This window comes from Nocardia sp. NPDC003963 (assembly GCF_053605105.1).
In genome coordinates this window covers 50513-70028 of the sequence record NZ_JBSGIP010000007.1, presented here as the reverse complement: position 1 = coordinate 70028, position 19516 = coordinate 50513, and the positions used below count along the sequence as shown (strand labels likewise).

Sequence of the window (19516 nt, the reverse complement as noted above, 5' to 3'; positions counted from 1 at the left end):
CGTGACCACTTCCAACAAGGAACAAGTAGTCGTCGACACGGGGCTCTTCGGCGATCTCGTCGTCGAGCGAACCGAGAACTCGGTGTCGACCTGGTTCGAATCGGACGACGCCACGAAGGCGACGATCGAGCGGACCGGGCCGCGCACCCGTAAGAACGTCCCGATCGGCAGCCGGGACGCGGGATCGCTCTCGCTCCGGGTGGGCGCACGCGAACTGGGCCTGACCCTCGGCTCCGGCCGGCTGCTCAAGCGGACGTACCGCGTCGTGGTCGAGACCGACGGCCGGTTCCTGAGTATGCGGCCCAACGATATCGAGTCGTGCTATTTCCTGGACGGAAAGCCGCACGAGATCGAGAAGGAGTTCGGCGAGCTGTCCGCGCGTACCGACGGCACGATCGAAGTCACCTGGGCGCTGCCCAAAACCGTGAAGATCCTGAACAAGACGGTGGAGCCGCCGGTACCGACCGCCGAGGACCTCCTCATCGGTTACGTGCTCGCCGCCGCCTTCGGCACCTCCGCGCTGTCGTTGACCACGATTCTGATGGGTGCGGTGGGATCGGTGCTGCCGGGATGAGTGAACCGTTATGGCGCTGAACGAGGCGGCCCGGCCGTGTGTGGTGCTGGCGGCGCGCCCCCTGTACGGCCGCGCGGACGCGAGATTCGTGATCAGCCGGGTCGCCGCGCTACTGATGAACAACCCCAGCGGGTCACGGCTGGAACAGCATCTGCACGACGCGGGGCTCGACGCCACCCGCTGTGTCACGTCGACGGAAACGGTCGGCGACCGGAACATCATGCTGATCGAGTACGACTCCACGGTGCCCCGGGATCCGGCGGATATCGCCCGCCGCACGGCCCGGGCCATCGACGAAACCGGCCGATCCGATTTCGGCGCGGCCGAGTTGAGACGGGCGAAGGACAGCGCGCTGGGACTACTGGAGCTGAGCGTATCGGGCATGTCCGAGTACGTCGACGCGGTGTGCGGGTTCCTGGCCGGTTTCGGCAGTGTGCATGTGCTGGACGAGTTCCGGAATGCGATCGAGTCCGCGCGGGCCGACGAAGTGACGGCGGTGATCCGCGAACTGTACGTCGGATCCGCTTTTCACATCGCCCACACCGAAATGGAAAACGAATGAAGTCCTCGACGTGGTCCCGTATCGACGGGAAGGTCTACGACATCTGGCGGATCCGGCTCTTCGCGACCGGTGTCCTGCTGTGGATCCCGGCGACCGTGGTGGTGAGTTGCCTGCTCTTCTCGGGGCCAGTGGCCTTCCTCTGGATCGTGGCGCTGGGTATCGGATTCTTCGCCGGCGGGCTGCTGTATCTCGAACGCCGGCTCGCGTCCATCCTCTGGTTCCACGATCCCCACACCGTGCAGTACGTCAGCGGTGTGCTGTTCCGGAAGCACCAGATTCTGCCGATCCGGCAGGTGCAGGCTGTCGAGGTCGTACAGGGACCGATCGAGATGTCCTTCGGTCTGGCCCATCTCTCCGTGCGCACCGGATCGTCGATGGGTTCGCTCTCGCTACCGGGCTTCTCGGCGGACGAGGCAGAATCACTGCGCGGGATCCTGCTGGGGGTGCCGAATGGATGAGCGGGAGGCGACGATCGAATCCACCGCCGGACTCGGGCGGCTACCGGTCCGGGCGCTGGGGGCGATGTGCCTGCACGGGGCGATGATGACTTCGCCGATCCTGATCGGCCTGCTCGTCTTCGGCGTGCTCCAGGGGAGCGCGCTCACCTCGCTGCTGCCCGGTCTCGCGGTCGGGATCTGGTGCACCTGGCGTTGGGTCTTCGTGCGCTGGGCAGTCCGGGACGAGACGCTGGTGTGTCATACCGGAGGGCTCCGGCGGCGGCGCGCTTCGCTCGATCTCGCCTCGGTGACGACGCTGCGCACCGAGATATCGGTCGTTCAACGCATCTTCGGGCTGTGCGAACTCTATGTCTGCGGACGAGGTTCCGGCGGCGCCCCCAGTGCCGTCCGGCTCGTGGGTCTGGACCGGGACGCGGCGGCACGGCTGTCCGAGCTGGTGCAGAACGCGGCGCCCACGAGCGCTGAGAACGCTCACCCGGACAGATCCTTCCGGTACCGCAGTCGGTGGTCGATGGTGGATCTGGTCAACGTATCCGGCGTCGCGCTGCTGATCGGCGCGTATTTCACCGCGACCGAGCTGTTCGGCGACGCTCTGGTCGGCCGGCTGCTCGCGGATACGGTGCGCTCGGCCGGCTCGGCATACCACTGGTCGGTGCTGATCGGGGTCGTCCTGGTGACAGTCGTCTGGCTGAGCGTCGCCTCGGCGTTCACCCAGTACTACCGACTCCATGCGCAGTTCACGAACGGGGAGTTCTCCTCGACCAGAGGTATGTACGCGCTGAAGGAGGTGCGTTTCGCCGAGGCCCAGGTCCTCGGAATGGAATGGCGGACACCCTTCTGGCTGTCGGGCCGGTTCACCCGGGTCGACGCCGTGGTCAGCGGTATCGGCGGCACCCGGCACGGGCAGGCGTCGATGGTGCTGCCGCTGGTGCCCACCCGGCGCGCCCTGGCCGTGGCGGAATGGCTGGCGCCCCGGGCCTCGGCGCTGGGGCGTTTCCCGCGGCCCTCCGGGCTGCGGTTCGCGGTGGCCGCGCTGGCGGATCTGTGGACGGCGGCGGTGCTCCTGGCGTTGTCCGGGGCGGCGTCGTGGGTATTCGGGGTCTCGATGCCGGTATGGGGTTGGGTAGCGGTATCCGGCGCCTATCTGAGCGTGGCGTTCGTCAAGAGGTTCATGTTCCGGCAACAGCGGGTACCGGGTGGGGTGGCGATCCGCGGCAGGACGATATCCCGTCAGATCGATGTGCTCGACCTCTCCCGGGTCGAGCTGATCGAGATCCGCGCCAACGCGTTGCAGGACCGGCTCGGGTTCGCCGCGTTGCGTCTCTACTTCGGCGGTGGGAGGTTCTGGTACGACGGTCCGCTCGTGGCGCGGACCGCGCTGGACGTGCTGGTGGCCGACTGGGCGGCGGCCCGGGTATCGGATAGGGCGGTCGATATCGCCGCCGCGCCGGTTTCCCGGTGAGCGAGTTCCGCGCGGACCGGCCTCGCCCGCGCGGAACCAGACGATGCTCTGTCGACCTCGGGTGCGCCGTCTTCTCCCTGGGCCGCTGCGGCGCCTTCTGATGAGAGCCTGTTCAAGAGCCTTGTACAAGAATCGGATACAGTTGCCGCGTGGACGACAACGACACGTCCGATGGGAAACGATTGCCGCTGTCACCCGTATGAGCGACGATCGATCGACGACGAAATCGCAGTCGCTGAGCCGGTCCCGGTTCAGCGGTGGGTCGAAGATGTCGGGTTCGGTTTCCGCGTCGCTTCGGGGCGCACGCCACGCACTCGACAACGCGCTCCACACGGCCGCACAGAAGACTCGGACGACATATCGCTCGACCGGGACAGAATTGCGGACCGCGACCGGTCGGCTACGTCGTATCGATACCCGATCGGCGCTGAAGATCGGTGCCGTGGCCACCGCGGCCGGGACAGGGCTCGTAGTCCTGCACGGCGATGAGAAAGAGGAGTACGAGGTACCTCCTCGCGAGGGCACCGCCGAGGATGCGAAACGGGTCCACCAGTGGTGGAACTCGCTCTCTCCCGCCGAACAGAAGAAGCTTCTGGACACCGAACCCGAGCGGATCGGCAACCTCAACGGCATCCCGGTAGCGGTCCGCAGCGAAGCGAACAAACGCGTTCTGGAAGCCGATATCCAGCGGGTCGAACGAATAGCCGCCGCAGCGGGCGTATCGGCCGCGGCGATCGACAAGGATCCGGAGAAGTACGGCCTGAGCGCCGAAGATATCACCCGGTACCACAACGCGAAGAACGTCCGGGCCGGCCTGCTGGCATACGAAGGCCCGAACCAGGACGACGACGGCACGTATCCATCCGCCCCGTTCGAGACCTATCTCTACGCGTACCAGCCGCTCGCCTTCGGCGGAAAAGGAAGGGCCGCGATCAGTATCGGCGATCCGGACGCCGCACCCAACACCGCTGTGGTCGTGCCGGGAGCGAGCCAGAGCGTTCGAGCCAGCGATGCTTCGGACAAGGGCTATTTCGATGTGCAACGCCACCAGGCACTGAATCTGTACACCCAGTCGAACAGGGCCGACCCGGACAACCCCACGGCGGTCGTCGCCTGGATGGGCTACGACGACCCGGAAGACGGATTGAAGGCGGTGCTGGACGGCGACCCCACCGCTGTGCGTAAAGGCGGGCATCTCCTGGCGGAGGACGTGGACGGGCTACGGGCGACACATCAGGGCCCGAGTTCGCACCTGACCGCGGTGGGCTACTCCGCCGGCGCCATGGTCGTATCCGACGCCGCGGCAGCGAGTCGATTGCGGGCCGACGATGTCGTGCTGCTCGGTCCGATCAACGCCGACCAGGCGCGCGATGCGTCCGATTTCCACCTGGGCGATCGTGGAAACGTGTATGTCGGCTCGGCATCCAATGACCTGAACGCGCACGGAGGACAGGCGATTTCGAATGTCGTGTCGGGCGGCTCCGATCCTCTCGACCCGGATTTCGGAGCGACTCGTATCAGAGCCGAAGCCCCGGACACCGAGCAGTACTCCTCGCCGATCGGTTACAGCGGACAGGCTCATCTGCACTATTTCGCCGCGGGTAGCGAATCCCTGTATTCCACCGCCCTCATCACCTCCGGTAACGCCGGCCGTCTGGAACCGGAGGGAATGGAGGCCGAACAGATCGATGAGCGACCGTTCTGGCCCGACGACGATCCCGAAGCGGACCGGACGGGTGTGCGAGACGATCACTATCACTCACCCGAATAGCGTTGCCGGTCTCTTCGCCCTGCCGCCGGGTTCGGCTCGGCGACGCGCAGGCGGATGCCCCGGCGGTGCTACGGCTGCGTCATGTCGCCACCATGACACCGGGACATCCCGCCTGAGAGCGGTATTCCGCAGTGGGTCAGACGTCGCCGGTGGTGATCCAATGGTTCATCGCCGCGAAGGTCTGCGGTGCACTGGGGTGCAGGGTGAGGTTATGAGCGACCCCCGGGGCGACGAGCGTGTCGAAATCGGCGGCATCGCTGTAGTAGGGAGCTTCGTTGGCGGCGACGGCGCCGGCGTCGCGGCAGCTGACCGTGAAATTGCAGAAGATATCGTCCTCCGCACCCATCACCACCAGAACCCGGGCGGTGATGCCCCGGCTCACGTTCCCTGCTGCGGGACTCAACAGTGTGGTCGACGACTCGGCGACCTCACCGACGGTGGTCAGGTCCTTCGTGCGTTCGTCGTGCGCGATCACCGCGGGGTCGGCGGTACGCGGGTTGTAGAAGGCGGCACCCCGGCGGCCCGGCAGAGTCGTCAGATAACCGGAGTCGGTCTGCCGCCCCGCCGCGATCGGATCGAGCGCCGCCGGGTAGAGGCTGGTGAAGAAGCCGGTCGAATTCAGTCCGACCCCCGGCAGATGGATCACACCGGTGAGGATCACCCGCTCCAGATCGTGCCAGCGGGACGCCTCGTGGGTGAGGGTGGCCGAGCCGAGCGAATGCCCGACGGCATTGACTTCGGTGTACCCCCGGTCGTGCACCCAGCCGATCAGCTGGTGCAGGACGAAGGCGTCGCTGGACACGGTCAGCGCACTGCTGGCGGGGCGTGAACTGGCCCCCGTACCGAGCCGGTCGAAACCGAAGGTCGCGCGGCCGGCGGCCAGCGTGTCGTCGACGTAGGAATAGGTTTCCGGTTCGTACGCGGAGTCCCAGTACTCGCGGTTGTAGGTCGCGCCCGCCACCAGCACGTCCGCCTGCCGGGGGCCGTCGGCCCACTGCCGCGGGGTGCAGAAGGTCGCGGCGACGGTGTTGTCCGCCGGTGCGCCCTCGGTGACCGATACCGGTATCGACACCTCCTGGCACGAACCGGGTTTGTCGTACGCCGCGGCGGCGGGTCCGGCGCCGGCGGTGAGCGTCGCGAGCAGGGCCACCGACAACAGCAGTGCGCGTCGCGCGGAAGTGGTACGTCGGTGCGCGGGTACGGATGGGGCGGGGTCGCGCATGATTCACCTCGGGCGGGCCCGGTCGCCGGAGGCGGGCCGGGGTCGGATTCGGAAAGGGTCGGCGGTGGGCTCGGTCAGCCGGGCAGCGAACGGGCTCGGTCGCTGGTTCGTACCAGCAGGCGCTGGGGTCCGCGGATGACCCGTGACGGGCAGTACGCGGGTTCACCCACGGCATGTATCCGGGGGAAGCGGCGGAACAGCCCGCGCAGTGCGATCTCGCCTTCCATCCGGGCCAGCCCCGCCCCCAGGCAATAGTGGGCGCCGGCCGCGAACGAGAGATGGTCGCGGGCGTTCGGCCGGGCGATATCGAACCGGCCGGGATCGGTGAACACCGCCGGATCCCGGTTGGCGGCGGCCAGCAGCGCGACCACGGGGGTGCCCTTGGTCAGCTCTCGACCGGCCAGTTCGAGCGGCTCGCCCACCACCCGCACGCTGTACTGGGCCGGTGCCTCCCAGCGCAGCGTCTCCTCGACCACGGCGGCGGCCAGATCGGGCTCGGCGGCGAACATCTCGTGCTGATCGGGACTCGCCGACAGTGCGATCATCGCATTACCGATGATATTTGCGGTGGTGACGAAACCGCCGATCAGCAGTGCCTGGCAGGTGGACACCAGGCCGGCTTCGGTCATCGCGCCCTCGTCGACCGCGGCGGTGAGCGCCGTGATCAGATCGGGGCCGGGTTCGGCGCGGCGGGCGGCCACGGCCGCCGCGAAATAGTCGGTGAGTTCGGCCAGCAGTATCTGGGTGCGCCGACGTTCGCGCGCGCCGCGCGCCCCGTCCACCGTCGCGCCGAATTCGATTCCCCAGCGCGCGAAATGATCGTGATCGGTGGCCGGAAGACCCAGCAGTTCGGCGATCACCAGACTCGGGATCCGCAGCGCGAAGGTGTCGATCAGATCCACCGGTTCGGTCGTGTCGAGTGCATCGAGTTGCCGCTCGACCAGCTCCTCGACGAAGTCGCGGCGGGCGCGCATCTGGGCGGCACCGAACAGCGGTGCGACGAGTTTGCGGAGCCGGGTGTGCTCCGGCGGATTGGCCGAGGCGAGGGAATCGTCGAGCGGGTGGACCAGGAAATCCGTCCGCTGGCCGGGCAGCGGACGTAATCTCAGCCGGACCGCGGACGTGGGCGCCACCCGGAACCGGTTGTCACGCAGTACTTCGTTGGATACGGCGTGCGAGGCGGTCATGCACAAACCGCTGCGCCCGCGGACCAGATCCCCGCGCGCCCGGATCCGCTCGTAGTGGGTATGGCCGTCCGCGCCGCGGGGCAGGTCGAGTATCGAGGCCACCGGATCGCCCAGCGCGGTGGAGGTGCGCAGGCGCAGTGAGTTCCGGTACAGCCGGGCGACGGTGCGTAGTTCGCCGCTCATCGGGCATCCTGCGGCGCCCGTAGCTTCGGGGCGCGGTCGATTCCGCGTTCGGCCAGTTCGTCGCGGATACGTTCCCGCAGGACGTATTTCTTGATCTTGGTGCCGGACATCGGCCATTCGTCGACGAACCGCACGTAGCGCGGCGCGCGATAGGTCGCGATGGCGCCGAGACAGTAGTCGATGATCTCCTGTTCGGTAACGACCGCGCCCGGGACGAGTTCGATGAAAGCCGCCGGGACCTCGACATAATAGGAATCCGGCGCCGCGACCACCTGCACGATGTGTACCGCGGGATGCCGGAGCAGGAAATCCTCCACTTCGACCGCGGAGACGTTCTCGCCGCCCACCTTCAGCATGTCCTTGAGGCGGCTCACGAACGTCACCCGGCCCTCGTCGTCCATGACCGCGACATCTCCGGTGTGGAACCAGCCCTGCTCGTCGAAACATCGTGCGGTGAGTTCCGGATCGTGCAGGTAGCCGTCGAAACAGTTGGTTCCGCGGAAGAGCAGTTCACCCTCGGTGCCGGGTGCCAGGTCGAGCCCGGTCTCGGGATCGACCACCCGGCATTCCATTCCGGGCAACGGCCGGCCACCGGTGGTGGTCCGCTGCTCCCGCGTATCGGTCTGCTCACTCAGGGAGAGGAACGAGGAGGCCTCGGTCATCCCGAAACACGAGACCTGGACCGCGTGCGGCAGGCGGTCGGCCATATCGCGGACGCGTTCCGGGACGCCGACGGTCATCACCAGGCGTAACGCCGAAAGGTCCCGGGTGGCGAAATCGGGATGGTTCAGCACGGGCAGCCAGACCGTCTCGAACCCGGGCAGTGCGACCGTGGCGCGTTGGGTCTCGAGCTGCTCCAGCGCGGTATCGGGGCGGAAGAACCCGACATGACAGTAGGTGCAACCCGCGTAGATGCTGGCGACGGCGAAGGCCACCGCCCCGATGTGGAACAGGGGCAGCGGTGTCCAGACGCGGTCGTCCGCGTCGAGCCCGAGCCGGCTGTGGGCGGCGCCCGTCGCGAACCGGATCAGCGCCTCGTGGCTGATCATGGCGCCTTTGGGGCTGGCGGAGGTGCCGGATGTGTACATGACGACCGCGGTATCGCGGACGCGGACGTAGCGGCTCCGGTCCCGGGACAGTCCGGGGTCGATCCCGGCCGCGGCCCGTAGGAATTCGGATTCGGGGCGTACGCCCGCGGGGGTATCGCCCGGGCCGAGCTGGATCACCTCGCGCAGTCGTGCGGCCTGTTGCCGGACGGCGTGCGGAACCGGGGTGGTGGAATGGACGAACAGCAGTCGCATTCGCGAGTGGTTCACCACCTGGGCGAGTTCGTGTTCTTTGAACCGGCTGTTGATCGGCACCGGGAGGGCGCCGATCCGGGTCACCGCGAAGAGCGCGGCGATGGAATCGGGGCAGTTCGGCAGCAGGATGCCGACCGTTTCGCCGGGTGCCACCCCGGCGGCGAGCAGTCCGCGGGCCAGCAGATCGGCCCGATCCGCCAATTGCGCGTAGCCGACTTCGATATCCGGGAAGGCGAGGGCGATGCGTTCGGGATGTTCGTGGGCCCGCCGTTCCAGTAGATCGCCCAGTGTCGTGACATCGACCCAGCGAAGCGGCGTGAGATCTCCACGGTTCATTTCGTGACTCCAAATCCACCGGAACAGCGCCCTCCGGCAGGCGGGAACGTACCGCACCGATTGCGGTGTCGCAAACGGTAGCTCGATAGCCGGGAAGATCGCTCGCAAGGTTTGCCGAAGGAGATCCCGGCGCCCGGCAAAAGGATTACCCTGTGCCCGATTTCGCGTATTTGCGCAAGTTCCCGCTTCCCATATGTGGGGATCGCGCGGGTGATTGCGTTGTGTTAGCTTCGCCTGTGTCGGCGTTCTGTTCGCCGTGCGATTGTCCCCGGCGGTACGCGGAGTGAAATGTGAACGATCGGAATACTTCTGGCTGCTGTAATTTCCCGGAAAACACTCCGCGTTAGTCGGCCGTGCTTTCCGATCATTTCGAAAAACGTGCACTGTCGGTCGGCCGAGTGGTCGGCGAGGCCTGCGAGTACTTCCGCGCGGCCCAGCAACCGGACGGATCGATCGCCGAGGATCCCTCGATCGTGGTGTTCCAGGAGTGGGACTCCGTCAACGCGCTGAAGGCGATAGCACTGTGGCAGAAGGAGCTACCTGCGGATTTCGGTCCGGTGACGGAGCGGATACTCGCTTTCCTCGTGGAACGGGAGAAGCCGACCGGCATGCTCAGCTGGGGCGCGACGGAGATCGGTCCCGCCGAGTACTGCACGGAGACCAGTAGCGAGTACATCTCGTCGCTCGCCCTCCTCGGATTCGACGAGAGGGCCGGGCGCAAAGCGGAATTCCTGCGCAGCAGACAGCGCGCGGACGGCCCCTGGGAAGAAGTGCACAGTCATATCCCCAGAGCATTTCAATTGGAGCCCTCGGTAACCGGATTTGCCCTGTGCGCGCTGGACGAGGCCGGTGTCGATCCGATCCATCTCGACGAAGCTCTCGACTTTCTCGCCGGAAAGCAGGACCGCGAAGGTCATTTCGGAATCAACTGGTACTACTACTGCACGCACTACTACCTGATGCGCCCCGCGGTTGCCGCCCTCGTGCAATTCGGCAACTACGCCGCCGCGGCACGCGCCCGCGATTTCGTACTGGAACAGCAGCGCCCGGACGGCAGTTGGTTCTCCGAGGTCGCCGGATTCCGCGGTGAGCCGTCGGTACCCGAACTACAGACCGCGCTCGCCCTGATGGCCCTCGCCCACACCGGGATGGATATCGGCGAACCGCCCGTACGGCGCGCGGTGGACTGGCTGCTGGACCGGCGGCGCACGGACGGGTCCTGGTACGGCGGGCGCTACCCCTACCCGGAAACCGAGAGTTACAGCGCCTTCCGGGCGACCCAGGACGTCTACACCACGGCACAGGTGCTCGCCGCCTTCAAATATCTGGAGCAGCAATGAACTACAGCGACAGTGAGCCGGTGGCCGTCATCGGGATCGGATGCCGGCTTCCGGGCGGCGTATCCGGTCCCGCGGACCTGTGGGAACTGCTCGAACAGGGCGTGGACGCGATCACCCCGACCCCGGCGGAACGCTGGGACGTCGACCGGTTCTATTCGCCGAAACCGCAGCAACCGGGCCGGATCAGTGCCCGGCGCGGTGGCTACCTGGACCAGGTGGACACCTTCGACGCGGCGTTCTTCGGTATCTCGGGGCGTATCGCCGAGCAGATGGATCCGCAGCAGCGGCAGCTGCTGGAGGTCGCCTGGGAGACCTTCGAGGACGCGGGCACGGTGCCGGGCGCCTGCGCCGGCAGCCGGACCGGTGTGTTCATCGGTGCGTGCAGCCAGGACTACGGCGCGCTGCAATCGGCACCGAGCGAAGTGGAAGGGCTGGGGCCGCATTCGGCCACCGGCACCTTCATGAGCATCGTCTCCAATCGGCTCTCCTATACCTTCGATCTGCGCGGGCCGAGTATGACCATCGATACAGCGTGCTCGTCCTCGCTGGTGGCCGTGCACCTGGCCGTGGAGAGCCTGCGCCGGGGGGAGAGCGAACTCGCTCTGGCCGGCGGGGTGAACCTCATGCTGACGCCGCAGTTCGGGATCGCGCTCAGCCAGGCCGCGATGCTCTCACCCGACGGCCGGTCCCGGGCGTTCGATGCCTCGGCCAACGGCTACGTGCGCGGCGAGGGGGTCGGGCTGGTACTGCTGAAACCGCTGAGCGCCGCCCGTGCCGACGGTGACCGGATCTACGCGCTGGTCCACGGCAGCGCGGTCAACCAGGACGGCCGCACCCAGGGCATCACGGTCCCCAGCGGGGAATCGCAGGAGGCCAACTTCCGGGCCGCACTGGCGGCGGCGGGGGTCGCGGCCGCGGATATCGGCTACGTCGAGGCGCACGGAACCGGCACACCGGTGGGTGATCCGATCGAGGCGAACGCACTCGGTCGGGTCCTGGGCGACGGACGGGAACAAGGCCGGGCCGCGCTGCTCGGCTCCATCAAGACCAATATCGGGCATCTCGAAGCGGCCGCGGGGATCGCCGGACTGATCAAGGCGGTGCTCTGCGTACGGAACAGGCGGGTGCCCGCGAGCCTGCACTTCCGCGACGGCAACCCGGATATCGATTTCGAGACACTGCCCATCGCGGTGGCTGCCAGCGGACAGCCGTGGCCAGCCGGACATTCCGTGGCCTATGCCAGTGTGAACTCGTTCGGATTCGGTGGCACCAACGCGAATGTCGTACTGGGCGAGGCGACCGCGGAGACCGGGCTGACCGCCGAGCCGATCGGACCGGAATCCGGCCCGGCCGTGCTCACCTTCAGCGCCCGCAGTGCGGCGGCGCTCGACCTGCTGACCGAACGACACGCGGCATTCCTCGAACGGCCCGGGGCCGATCTGGTCGCCCACAGCGCGGCCACCGCGTTGCGGCGCGGGCACCACGAGTTCCGTCGCGCGGTCGTCGCCGCCGACGCAGCGGAGGCAGTGGCGAAACTGCGCGCGGACGAAGTGGTCACCGGACAGGTCCGCCGTGGCGGCAGCGGGAAGATCGCGTTCGTCTTCAACGGGCAGGGTCCGCAGTGGTACGCCATGGGACGCACGCTGTTGCGGACCTCCCCGGTGTACCGGGACAAGATCCTGGAATGCGACCGGGTCGCCCGGCAGTACATCGACTGGTCCATCCACGAAGCCCTCACCGCCGACGAGGAATCGTCGCGGATCGGGGAGACCCGCTACCTGCAACCGACCATGTTCGCGCTCCAGGTGGCGCTGGTCGAACTCTGGCGGTCCCGGGGTATCGAACCGGACGCGGTGGTCGGGCACAGTATGGGTGAGATCGCCGCCGCGCATGTCTCGGGCGCGCTCGGCCTGTCCGAGGCACTGAAGGTGATCTGCCACCGGGCCCGGATCCAGGACGAGGCGGATCCCACCGGCGGCATGATGTTCGTCGCGGTCTCCGAGGCACAGGCCGGGGAGTTGGCGGCACGGTATCCCGACGAGGTGTGGGTCTCCGCGCTGAACAGCCCCAAGGCCAGCACCCTGTCCGGGCGGCGTCCGGTACTCGAGACGCTGGCCACCGAACTCGCCGACCAGGGCGTCTTCGCGCGGCTGTTGCGGGTGAACTGTGCGTGCCACAGCCGGGATATGGATCCGCTGCGGGCCGAACTGCTCGCGGCGCTGGGCGAGATCGAGCATTCGGATACCGATATCCCGCTGTACTCGACCCTGACCGGCGCCCGTATCGAGGGCTCCGAACTCGGGACCGAATACTGGTGGCGCAATTTCCGGCAGCCCGTACTCTTCGAATCGGCGATCCGGGCGATGCTGTCGGACGGCTACGACACCTTCGTCGAGCTGAGTCCGCATCCGGTACTGGCGAACTCGGTCACCGAGATCTCCGCGGAAGCCACCATCGTGCCGTCGCTCATGCGGACGAAGGACGACTGGGCGGTATTCCTCGATACCTTCGCGCGTCTCTACACCGGCGGTGGCGCGGTGGATTGGCGGCGCTGCCATCCCGGGGACACCCCGGTGCTCGAGCTACCGAAGAATCCGTGGATCCGGCAGTCGTTCTGGAACGAGAGCGAGGTCTCGCAGCGTTACCGGGCCGGTGGGCAGCGGCATCCGATGCTCAAACCGGTCGACGGTGCCCGTCCGACCTGGGAGATCAGCTGGGACGACCACCGGTTGTCCTGGGTCCGCGAACACGATGTGTTCGGTTCGGTGATCGTGCCCGGCGCGGCCTATATCGAGGCGGCACTAGCCGCGGCGGCCGAAGCGACCGGGCAGTCGTGCGCCCTGGAATTCGTCGAATTCGAACGCGCGTGCGTGCTGTCCGACGAACCCCAGATCAGCCGGCTCGAACTGGATCCGGACGACGGCACCTTCGAATTCCATCAGCGCTCGGTACGCGGCGACACCTGGTTGCGTAACGCGCGCGGGCGGTTCCACATCCTGGACGGCGGTCCCGGGAGCGGGGAGATGTTCGACCTGGCCGCGATCCGGGAACGGTGCGCCACCACGGTGAAGGCCATCGATGTGTACGGGCGTTTCGCGCAGCGCGGCTATGCCTACGGGCCCGCGTTCTGCGGTATCGACCGGATCGATCTCGGCGCCGGTGAAGCGCTCGCCCGCATCGAGGTCCCACGTGTGCTGCGCCGCCGCCGCGACGGCTATCTGCTGCATCCCGCGGTGCTGGATGCCTGCTTCCAGAGCGCCATCCTGCATCCGGTTCCGCACTACCCGGGCCTGCTGCTGCCGATCAGCTACCTGCCCACCGGTATCGAGCGGGTCCGGGTGTACGACCGGGTCGAGCTACCGGTGTGGTGTTACACCCGTCCGCGTAAGAACGACGACACCCTGCTGGTCGATATCTATCTGCTCGACGATTCGGGTGCGGTCCTCGCCGAGTACTCTTCGCTGTCCGGTAAAGCGGTGCGGGCCCGCACCGAGACCGGATCCGGCGAACTGGACGAGCATTTCCACACCCTCGAATGGCAGCCCGCCGGTCCGGTGACCGCGCCCGAGCGCAGCGCGTTCACCGCGGAACCCGCCGTGCTGGCCGCGGAGATCGCTCCGCTGGCGGACACGCTGTCCCAGCGACTGGACAGTGCGGTGTATGCCGACGGGTACCAGCGCGATGTCACCCGGTTGTGCGCGACCTATGTGGCCCGCTGCCTGGACGCTTTCGGACCGGCCGACGAGTTCACGGTGGCCGGGCTGCCCGGCCTGCTCCCGAAGTACCGTCGCGCGCTGGAGGGATTGCTGCGGCTGCTCGTCGACCGGGACGCGCTGCGCGAGAGCGGCGAGCAATACCACCGCGCCGGACGGATCGCCGACGACGCGGAGACGCAGTGGGCCGCGATGTTCGCGGAATACCCCTCCTGCGCGTGGGAGTTGCTGCTGTTGCGCCGGACCGGGCCGCGGCTGCACGAGGTGCTGACCGGTACCGTCGACGCCGTCGAACTGCTGTTCGCCGACGGGGCGCTCGTCGACCTCGAGGCGATCTACCAGAATTCGCCGATCGCCCGGTTCTACAACGTGCTGGGCGGGGAGGTACTGCGCCGGCTGGCCGATTCCGCCGACCCGCGCCGGACCGTCCGGGTACTCGAGGTCGGTGGCGGCACCGGCGGACTCACCGCGAGCCTGCTGCCCGTTCTGTCCGCCGACCGATCCGAGTACGTCTTCACCGATATCTCCCCGGCGTTCCTCGCCGCGGCCCGGGAACGTTTCGCCGAGCACGATTTCGTGGATTACCGCGTACTCGACATCGAACACGATCCGGCCGCCCAGGGTGTCGAACCCGCGACCTTCGATCTCGTGGTCGCCTCCGATGTGGTGCACGCGACCGCCGACGCCAAGAAGACGCTGCTGTACCTCCAGGACATGCTCGCCCCGGGCGGCATGCTCATGTTGCTGGAGGCCACCCCGGGCAATGCCTGGCTGGACCTGACCTTCGGCCTCACCGAGGGCTGGTGGTCCTTCCGCGACCAGCGGTTGCGTCCACAGACCCCGCTGCTGCCGGCCGCCGGCTGGGAAGAACTGCTGCGTTCGCTCGAATTCGACGAGGTGATCGCACTGGGTGATCCGGCACATCCGGGTGCCGGGTCGCAGTCGATGATCGTGGCCCGTTCCGCCGCGGAGCCGCTCGCCCCGGCCCGGTCCGCCACCGCACAGTCGCCGGGCAGCTGGCTCGTCCTCACCGGCGACGACCCGGCGGCCGACGGGCTGGCCGCCGAACTGGCCCGGCACGCGGATCATGTGGTCGTGGCCGGCGACCCGGGCGATATCGATATCGACGAGGTCGCGCCCACCGCGATCATCGATATACGCGATAGGTGGGACGGCTCTTTCGAAGCGGGACTCACCGGGCGAACCCTCGCCGTCATCGATCTGCTGCGCCGAGTGTGCCGCGACGATCGCGCGGAATGGCCGCGAGTGATGGAAGTGACCCGGGGAGCGCATGCCTTCCGGAACACCGGGACCGACCCCACCGGGGCCGCGGTGTGGGGTCTGGCGGCGGTGGTCGCGGTGGAGATGCCGCGGTTGTCTTTCACTGCGCTGGATCTGGACACCGAACCCGGCGCCGGTGACCTCGACGCGATCTGCGCGGAACTCCGGTCCGACGGCCGGGAACGGGAAGTGCTGATCCGCGGTGGTGAGCGGTTCGTCCGCCGGCTCGAATCCTGGTCGCCGCATCCGGATCTCGTTTCCGGCACAGCTATTTCCGCGGACCACGGCTATGTACTGACCGTGGGGACCCCGGGCGCCCTGGACTCGCTGCGTTACCACCGGAACGACCGGGTCGCACCCGCGGCCGGAGAGGTCGAGGTCGAGGTCGTCGCGGCGGGGCTGAATTTTCTCGACGTCATGATCGCGCTCGGTCAGATCCCGCCGCTGGAATCGGCCGCCGGGCCGCGGTTCGGCGCCGAATGCGCGGGGGTGATCACCCGGATCGGTAGCGGAGTGCGGGATCTGCGGGTGGGGGACGCGGTGGTCGCGGTCAGTCCGGCGCAGGGCAGTCTGGGCACCCATCTGACCGTTTCGGCGGCGCATATCGTTCCGAAGCCGGAGAATCTCGGCTTCGACGCGGCCGGATCGGTGCCGATCGTATTCCTCACCGCCTGGTACGCCCTGCACGAACTCGCCCGGGTGAACGCGGGGGAGCGGGTCCTCATCCATGCGGGCACCGGCGGCACCGGCCTGGCCGCGATCCAGATCGCCCGGGCGGCCGGGGCCGAGATCTTCGCCACGGCGGGTAGTCCGGCCAAACGCGATCTGCTCCGTTCTCTCGGTGTCCGCGAGGTATTCGATTCACGCTCACTGGATTTCGCCGACCGAATTCGGGCCGCCACCGGTGGTGCGGGCGTGGACATCGTGCTGAACTCCCTCGCCGGCGAAGGCGCGGCCCGCAGCCTGGCCTGCCTGGCTCCCTACGGGCGCTTCGTCGAACTCGGCAAACGGGACCTGTTGCAGGACCGCCGGATGGGGTTGCGCCCGTTCCTGCGCAACCTCACCTACTTCGCGTTCGATCTGCGGCAGTTGCTGGTGGACCGCCCGCAGGCCACCAACGCGGTGTTCCGGGCACTGATGGGGCGTTTCGCCTCCGGTGAGCTGCGACCGCTGCCCTACCGGGTGTTCCGTCCCGCACAGACCGAGGCGGCGTTCCGGCAGCTGGCCGCCGCCCGGCATGTGGGCAAGGTGGTCCTCGCGATGGACGAACGGCAGGTCGCGGTGGTCCGTCCCCCGAACCCGCCGTCGTTCGGCGGAACCTGGCTGGTCACCGGTGGTCTCGGCGGTTTCGGGCTCGCGATGGCGGAGGCGCTGGCGGAGTCGGGGGTGCGCAGTCTGGTCCTGCTCGGCCGCTCCGGTATCAGTGGGGGCGAACAGGCGGCCCGGGTCGACTCCTTGCGCGAACGTGGTGTGCGGGTGACGGTCGAGGCCGCGGACGTCTCCTCGCGTACCGAACTGGCCGCGGTGCTGGATCGCATTGCCGATCCGATTCCTCCGCTGCGCGGCGTGCTGCACTGCGCGATGGTGCTCGACGACGCGCTACTGGCCGATCTGGACGCCGACCGGGTGCGTACCGTCCTGGCGGCCAAGGCCTTCGGCGCCCGGCATCTCGACGAGCTTACCGCCGATCTGCCGCTGGAGGCCTTCGTACTGTTCTCCTCGGCCACCTCGATGGTGGGCAACCGGGGCCAGGGCAACTACGCGGTGGCCAATGCCTACCTGGATCAGCTGGCCCACACCAGGCGGGCCCGCGGCCAGGTGGCGCTGTCGGTGAACTGGGGTGCGATCTCCGATGCCGGTTATGTGGCCCGGCACGACGATATCGGCCGCTTCGTGGCCGCGACCGGTATGCGCGGATTCACCGCCGCCGCCGCCTATCGAGCGCTCACCACGCTGTGGACCGGTACCGCGGCCCAGGTCGGGGTGCTCCCGATGGACTGGCCGCAGTTCTTCGGCCATCACGGCATCACCCCGGAAACCCACCCCCGCTACGAGCGGCTGGCCGCCCGGGCCACCGGAGCGGTCTCGGCGGCGGCCGGAGGGTCACTGCGGCAGCAACTCGATGCCTGCGCGGCGGGTGCGCACGCCGAACTGCTGAGCGGAGCACTGAAGACCCGGCTCGCCGCGGTACTCGGTATCCCGCTCGACACGCTGGACGAGAACATGCCCCTGATGGACTACCTGGATTCCCTGCTGGCGGTGGAGATCAGCGCCTGGCTGGAACGGGAGCTCGCCACCAAGGTCACGATCATGGAACTGATGAAGGGGCCGAGTGTCTTGCAGTTGTCGGATCTGGTGCTGGAACGGCTCGAGCGCCGATGACCGCCCTGGACGAGGTCGCCTTTCCGCTACCGAAGGCCGGTATCACCCTGCGGGGCCGGCGCAGCCGGGACGGCAACGGATTACCCGTGCTGTGCCTGCACGGCATTCTGGACAATTGCGCCGGTTTCGATCCGCTGGCCGGATACCTCACCGGTGCCGACCTGATCGCGATCGACCTACCCGGGCACGGATTGTCGGATCCGGTGCCCTCGATCGTCTGCGACTACCTCGACTACGCGGCCTGTGTCCTCGAACTGGCCCACAGCCAGGGCTGGGACCGGTTCCGGCTGATCGGGCATTCGCTCGGCGGCGCGGTGGCATCGCTCGTCGCCGGGATCCATCCGGACAAGGTGGACCGCCTGGTTCTCATCGACTCCATCGGACCGCTGTCCGCCGAACCGGATCGCGCGGTGTCCGGGATCGGGCGATACCTCGATACCTACCTCCGCGGCGACCGGCATCCGGTGTATCGCAGCCGGATGCACGCGGTGAAGACCAGGGTCCAGCTGGCCGATATCCTGCTCGAAACCGCGGAACTCCTGGTGGACCGGGACCTGGTGGAGGTATCGGGCGGCTTCTCTTGGCGCCACGACATACGGCTCAATCGCGGTATCACCCCGACGCTGCCGGAAGAGCAGGTGCTCGCCTTCCTCGGGGAGATCACCGCCCCGGCGCTGCTGGTGCTGGCCGAGCGCACCGCGCTGGTGGAACCCTATTACCCGGTCCGGATCGATACCGTCCCGAAGCTGCGCCAGGTCACACTTCCCGGCGGCCACCATCTGCATATCGAGAACGCCGAGGCCGTGGCACAGGAGATCGCCGGGTTCCTGATATCGGGGTGACGTACTCCGCTCATCCGGCCAGCAGGACACCCGACAGGACGGGTCGGTCCGCGCGTCCGGGAACTGTGGTGCGGTAGTGGTATTCGCCGTCGCCGGTCCAGATCCGGATACGCAACGAATCACCCGGGAACACGATGCCGGTGAACCGGCCGGTGAAGCCGCGCAGCCGCGCGATATCTGCGTCGAGCACGGTATCGACCAGCGCCGCGCAGACCATCCCGTATGTGCACACCCCCTGCATGATCGGTCCGTCCAGGCCGGCCGCGCGCGCGAAGGCCGTATCCGTGTGCACATTGTCGTGCAGCGAATTGTTCTTGCCGCAGCGTTGGTACCACACGGCCTGCTCCCGGTCGGTACGCACCACGACCTCCGCGTCCGGTGGCCGGGCCGGGGCAGCCGCGGCTACCTGGGGGGCGCGGGCAGCGGATCCGGCGGCCGTGCCCTCGCCACGCGCATGGATCCGGGAGATCCCGGACACCAGCGGTGTCCCGTCGGCGCCGAGGAGTTCGGTGCGCTGCACCAGCACGGCCGCCGTACCGCGATCCTCGACGCCCAGCACCCGGCTACGGCATCGGGCACTGCCGGACTCCGGTAGCGCGGCGTGCACCCGCAGTTCCTGTTCCTGCTGCAACAGGGTGGCCAGGGACAACGTGATTCCGGGAAAACGGATCTCCGGGGGCCGGGAATGATAGAAATCCGGAGACGCGACACCGAAGGCGCCGGGCGCGGTCATCGCGAAGGTGGGCAGCAGACCGTGTTGCCGGTCGGACTGGCCGACCGCATGCCGGTAGCGCCGCGCATCCGCTTCGTTCCAGTGGAATTCCTGTTCGGGGACCGTCAGGCCGGTCGCGATGGGCACGTCTATCGGCACCGGCGGCCGTCCTGCTGCTCGCTGCTGCGTA

12 protein-coding genes are annotated in these 19516 nt (G+C 67.9%); 8 read left to right on the top strand and 4 right to left on the bottom strand.

Features of this window, described 5'->3' with window-relative positions; genetic code table 11:
* The first annotated feature begins 1 nt into the window (after position 1).
* From ACWEWT_RS15960 to ACWEWT_RS15940, 5 genes are all read left to right on the top strand, one after another.
* Positions 2-574, top strand: a complete 573-nt coding sequence (locus tag ACWEWT_RS15960; RefSeq protein WP_452559580.1) for a hypothetical protein — start codon at positions 2-4, stop codon at positions 572-574.
* A gap of 10 nt (positions 575-584) precedes the next feature.
* A complete protein-coding gene (locus ACWEWT_RS15955) occupies positions 585-1136 on the top strand; it encodes a hypothetical protein (protein ID WP_452559578.1) in 552 nt (183 codons plus the stop codon).
* Positions 1133-1594 carry a PH domain-containing protein gene (locus tag ACWEWT_RS15950; RefSeq protein WP_452559576.1) on the top strand — a complete coding sequence of 154 codons (462 nt, stop codon included), beginning with the start codon at positions 1133-1135 and terminating at the stop codon, positions 1592-1594. Before ACWEWT_RS15955 ends, ACWEWT_RS15950 begins: the two co-directional genes overlap by 4 nt.
* The gene (locus ACWEWT_RS15945) at positions 1587-3056 is read left to right on the top strand and encodes a PH domain-containing protein (protein WP_452559575.1); all 1470 of its coding nucleotides are present in this window, start codon (positions 1587-1589) and stop codon (positions 3054-3056) included. The genes ACWEWT_RS15950 and ACWEWT_RS15945 overlap by 8 nt, the downstream gene beginning before the upstream one ends.
* A 199-nt stretch (positions 3057-3255) precedes the next feature.
* Positions 3256-4827, top strand: a complete 1572-nt coding sequence (locus ACWEWT_RS15940) for an alpha/beta hydrolase (RefSeq protein WP_452559573.1) — start codon at positions 3256-3258, stop codon at positions 4825-4827.
* Positions 4828-4963: 136 nt separating this feature from the next.
* Here the strand turns inward: ACWEWT_RS15940 and ACWEWT_RS15935 are convergent, their stop codons facing one another.
* From ACWEWT_RS15935 to ACWEWT_RS15925, 3 genes are all read right to left on the bottom strand, one after another.
* Positions 4964-6049 (bottom strand): hypothetical protein, encoded by a 1086-nt coding sequence (locus ACWEWT_RS15935; protein ID WP_452559571.1) that lies wholly within the window; start codon positions 6047-6049, stop codon positions 4964-4966.
* Positions 6050-6123: 74 nt separating this feature from the next.
* Complete coding sequence (locus tag ACWEWT_RS15930; RefSeq protein ID WP_452559569.1) at positions 6124-7419, bottom strand: cytochrome P450; 1296 nt, start codon at positions 7417-7419, stop codon at positions 6124-6126.
* Entirely contained in the window at positions 7416-9056 is a 1641-nt protein-coding gene (locus ACWEWT_RS15925; RefSeq protein ID WP_452559567.1) for a class I adenylate-forming enzyme family protein, read from the bottom strand. Before ACWEWT_RS15925 ends, ACWEWT_RS15930 begins: the two co-directional genes overlap by 4 nt.
* A gap of 398 nt (positions 9057-9454) precedes the next feature.
* Here ACWEWT_RS15925 and ACWEWT_RS15920 point away from each other — a divergent pair, with 398 nt between their 5' ends.
* Genes ACWEWT_RS15920 through ACWEWT_RS15910 form a run of 3 tightly spaced genes read left to right on the top strand, consistent with a single transcriptional unit; the run spans position 9455 to position 18614 of the window.
* Complete coding sequence (locus ACWEWT_RS15920; protein WP_452559565.1) at positions 9455-10396, top strand: prenyltransferase/squalene oxidase repeat-containing protein; 942 nt, start codon at positions 9455-9457, stop codon at positions 10394-10396.
* Positions 10393-17772: an SDR family NAD(P)-dependent oxidoreductase gene (locus tag ACWEWT_RS15915; RefSeq protein ID WP_452559564.1), complete on the top strand. Its 7380-nt coding sequence runs from the start codon at positions 10393-10395 to the stop codon at positions 17770-17772. The genes ACWEWT_RS15920 and ACWEWT_RS15915 overlap by 4 nt, the downstream gene beginning before the upstream one ends.
* Positions 17769-18614, top strand: a complete 846-nt coding sequence (locus tag ACWEWT_RS15910; RefSeq protein ID WP_452559562.1) for an alpha/beta fold hydrolase — start codon at positions 17769-17771, stop codon at positions 18612-18614. Before ACWEWT_RS15915 ends, ACWEWT_RS15910 begins: the two co-directional genes overlap by 4 nt.
* A 10-nt stretch (positions 18615-18624) precedes the next feature.
* On the opposite strand, the gene ACWEWT_RS15905 is transcribed toward ACWEWT_RS15910, so the two are convergent.
* Positions 18625-19485, bottom strand: a complete 861-nt coding sequence (locus tag ACWEWT_RS15905) for a MaoC/PaaZ C-terminal domain-containing protein (protein WP_452559560.1) — start codon at positions 19483-19485, stop codon at positions 18625-18627.
* Positions 19486-19516 lie beyond the last annotated feature (31 nt).

What these genes read in the sequence shown, in the direction of transcription:
- ACWEWT_RS15910 (WP_452559562.1), top strand. Translation starts at nt 17,769, where the DNA reads ATGACCGCCCTGGACGAGGTCGCCTTTCCGCTACCGAAGGCCGGTATC.
- ACWEWT_RS15945 (WP_452559575.1), top strand. Translation starts at nt 1,587, where the DNA reads ATGGATGAGCGGGAGGCGACGATCGAATCCACCGCCGGACTCGGGCGG.
- ACWEWT_RS15955 (WP_452559578.1), top strand. Translation starts at nt 585, where the DNA reads ATGGCGCTGAACGAGGCGGCCCGGCCGTGTGTGGTGCTGGCGGCGCGC.
- ACWEWT_RS15940 (WP_452559573.1), top strand. Translation starts at nt 3,256, where the DNA reads ATGAGCGACGATCGATCGACGACGAAATCGCAGTCGCTGAGCCGGTCC.
- ACWEWT_RS15915 (WP_452559564.1), top strand. Translation starts at nt 10,393, where the DNA reads ATGAACTACAGCGACAGTGAGCCGGTGGCCGTCATCGGGATCGGATGC.
- ACWEWT_RS15925 (WP_452559567.1), bottom strand. Translation starts at nt 9,056, where the DNA reads ATGAACCGTGGAGATCTCACGCCGCTTCGCTGGGTCGATGTCACGACA.
- ACWEWT_RS15950 (WP_452559576.1), top strand. Translation starts at nt 1,133, where the DNA reads ATGAAGTCCTCGACGTGGTCCCGTATCGACGGGAAGGTCTACGACATC.
- ACWEWT_RS15935 (WP_452559571.1), bottom strand. Translation starts at nt 6,049, where the DNA reads ATGCGCGACCCCGCCCCATCCGTACCCGCGCACCGACGTACCACTTCC.
- ACWEWT_RS15930 (WP_452559569.1), bottom strand. Translation starts at nt 7,419, where the DNA reads ATGAGCGGCGAACTACGCACCGTCGCCCGGCTGTACCGGAACTCACTG.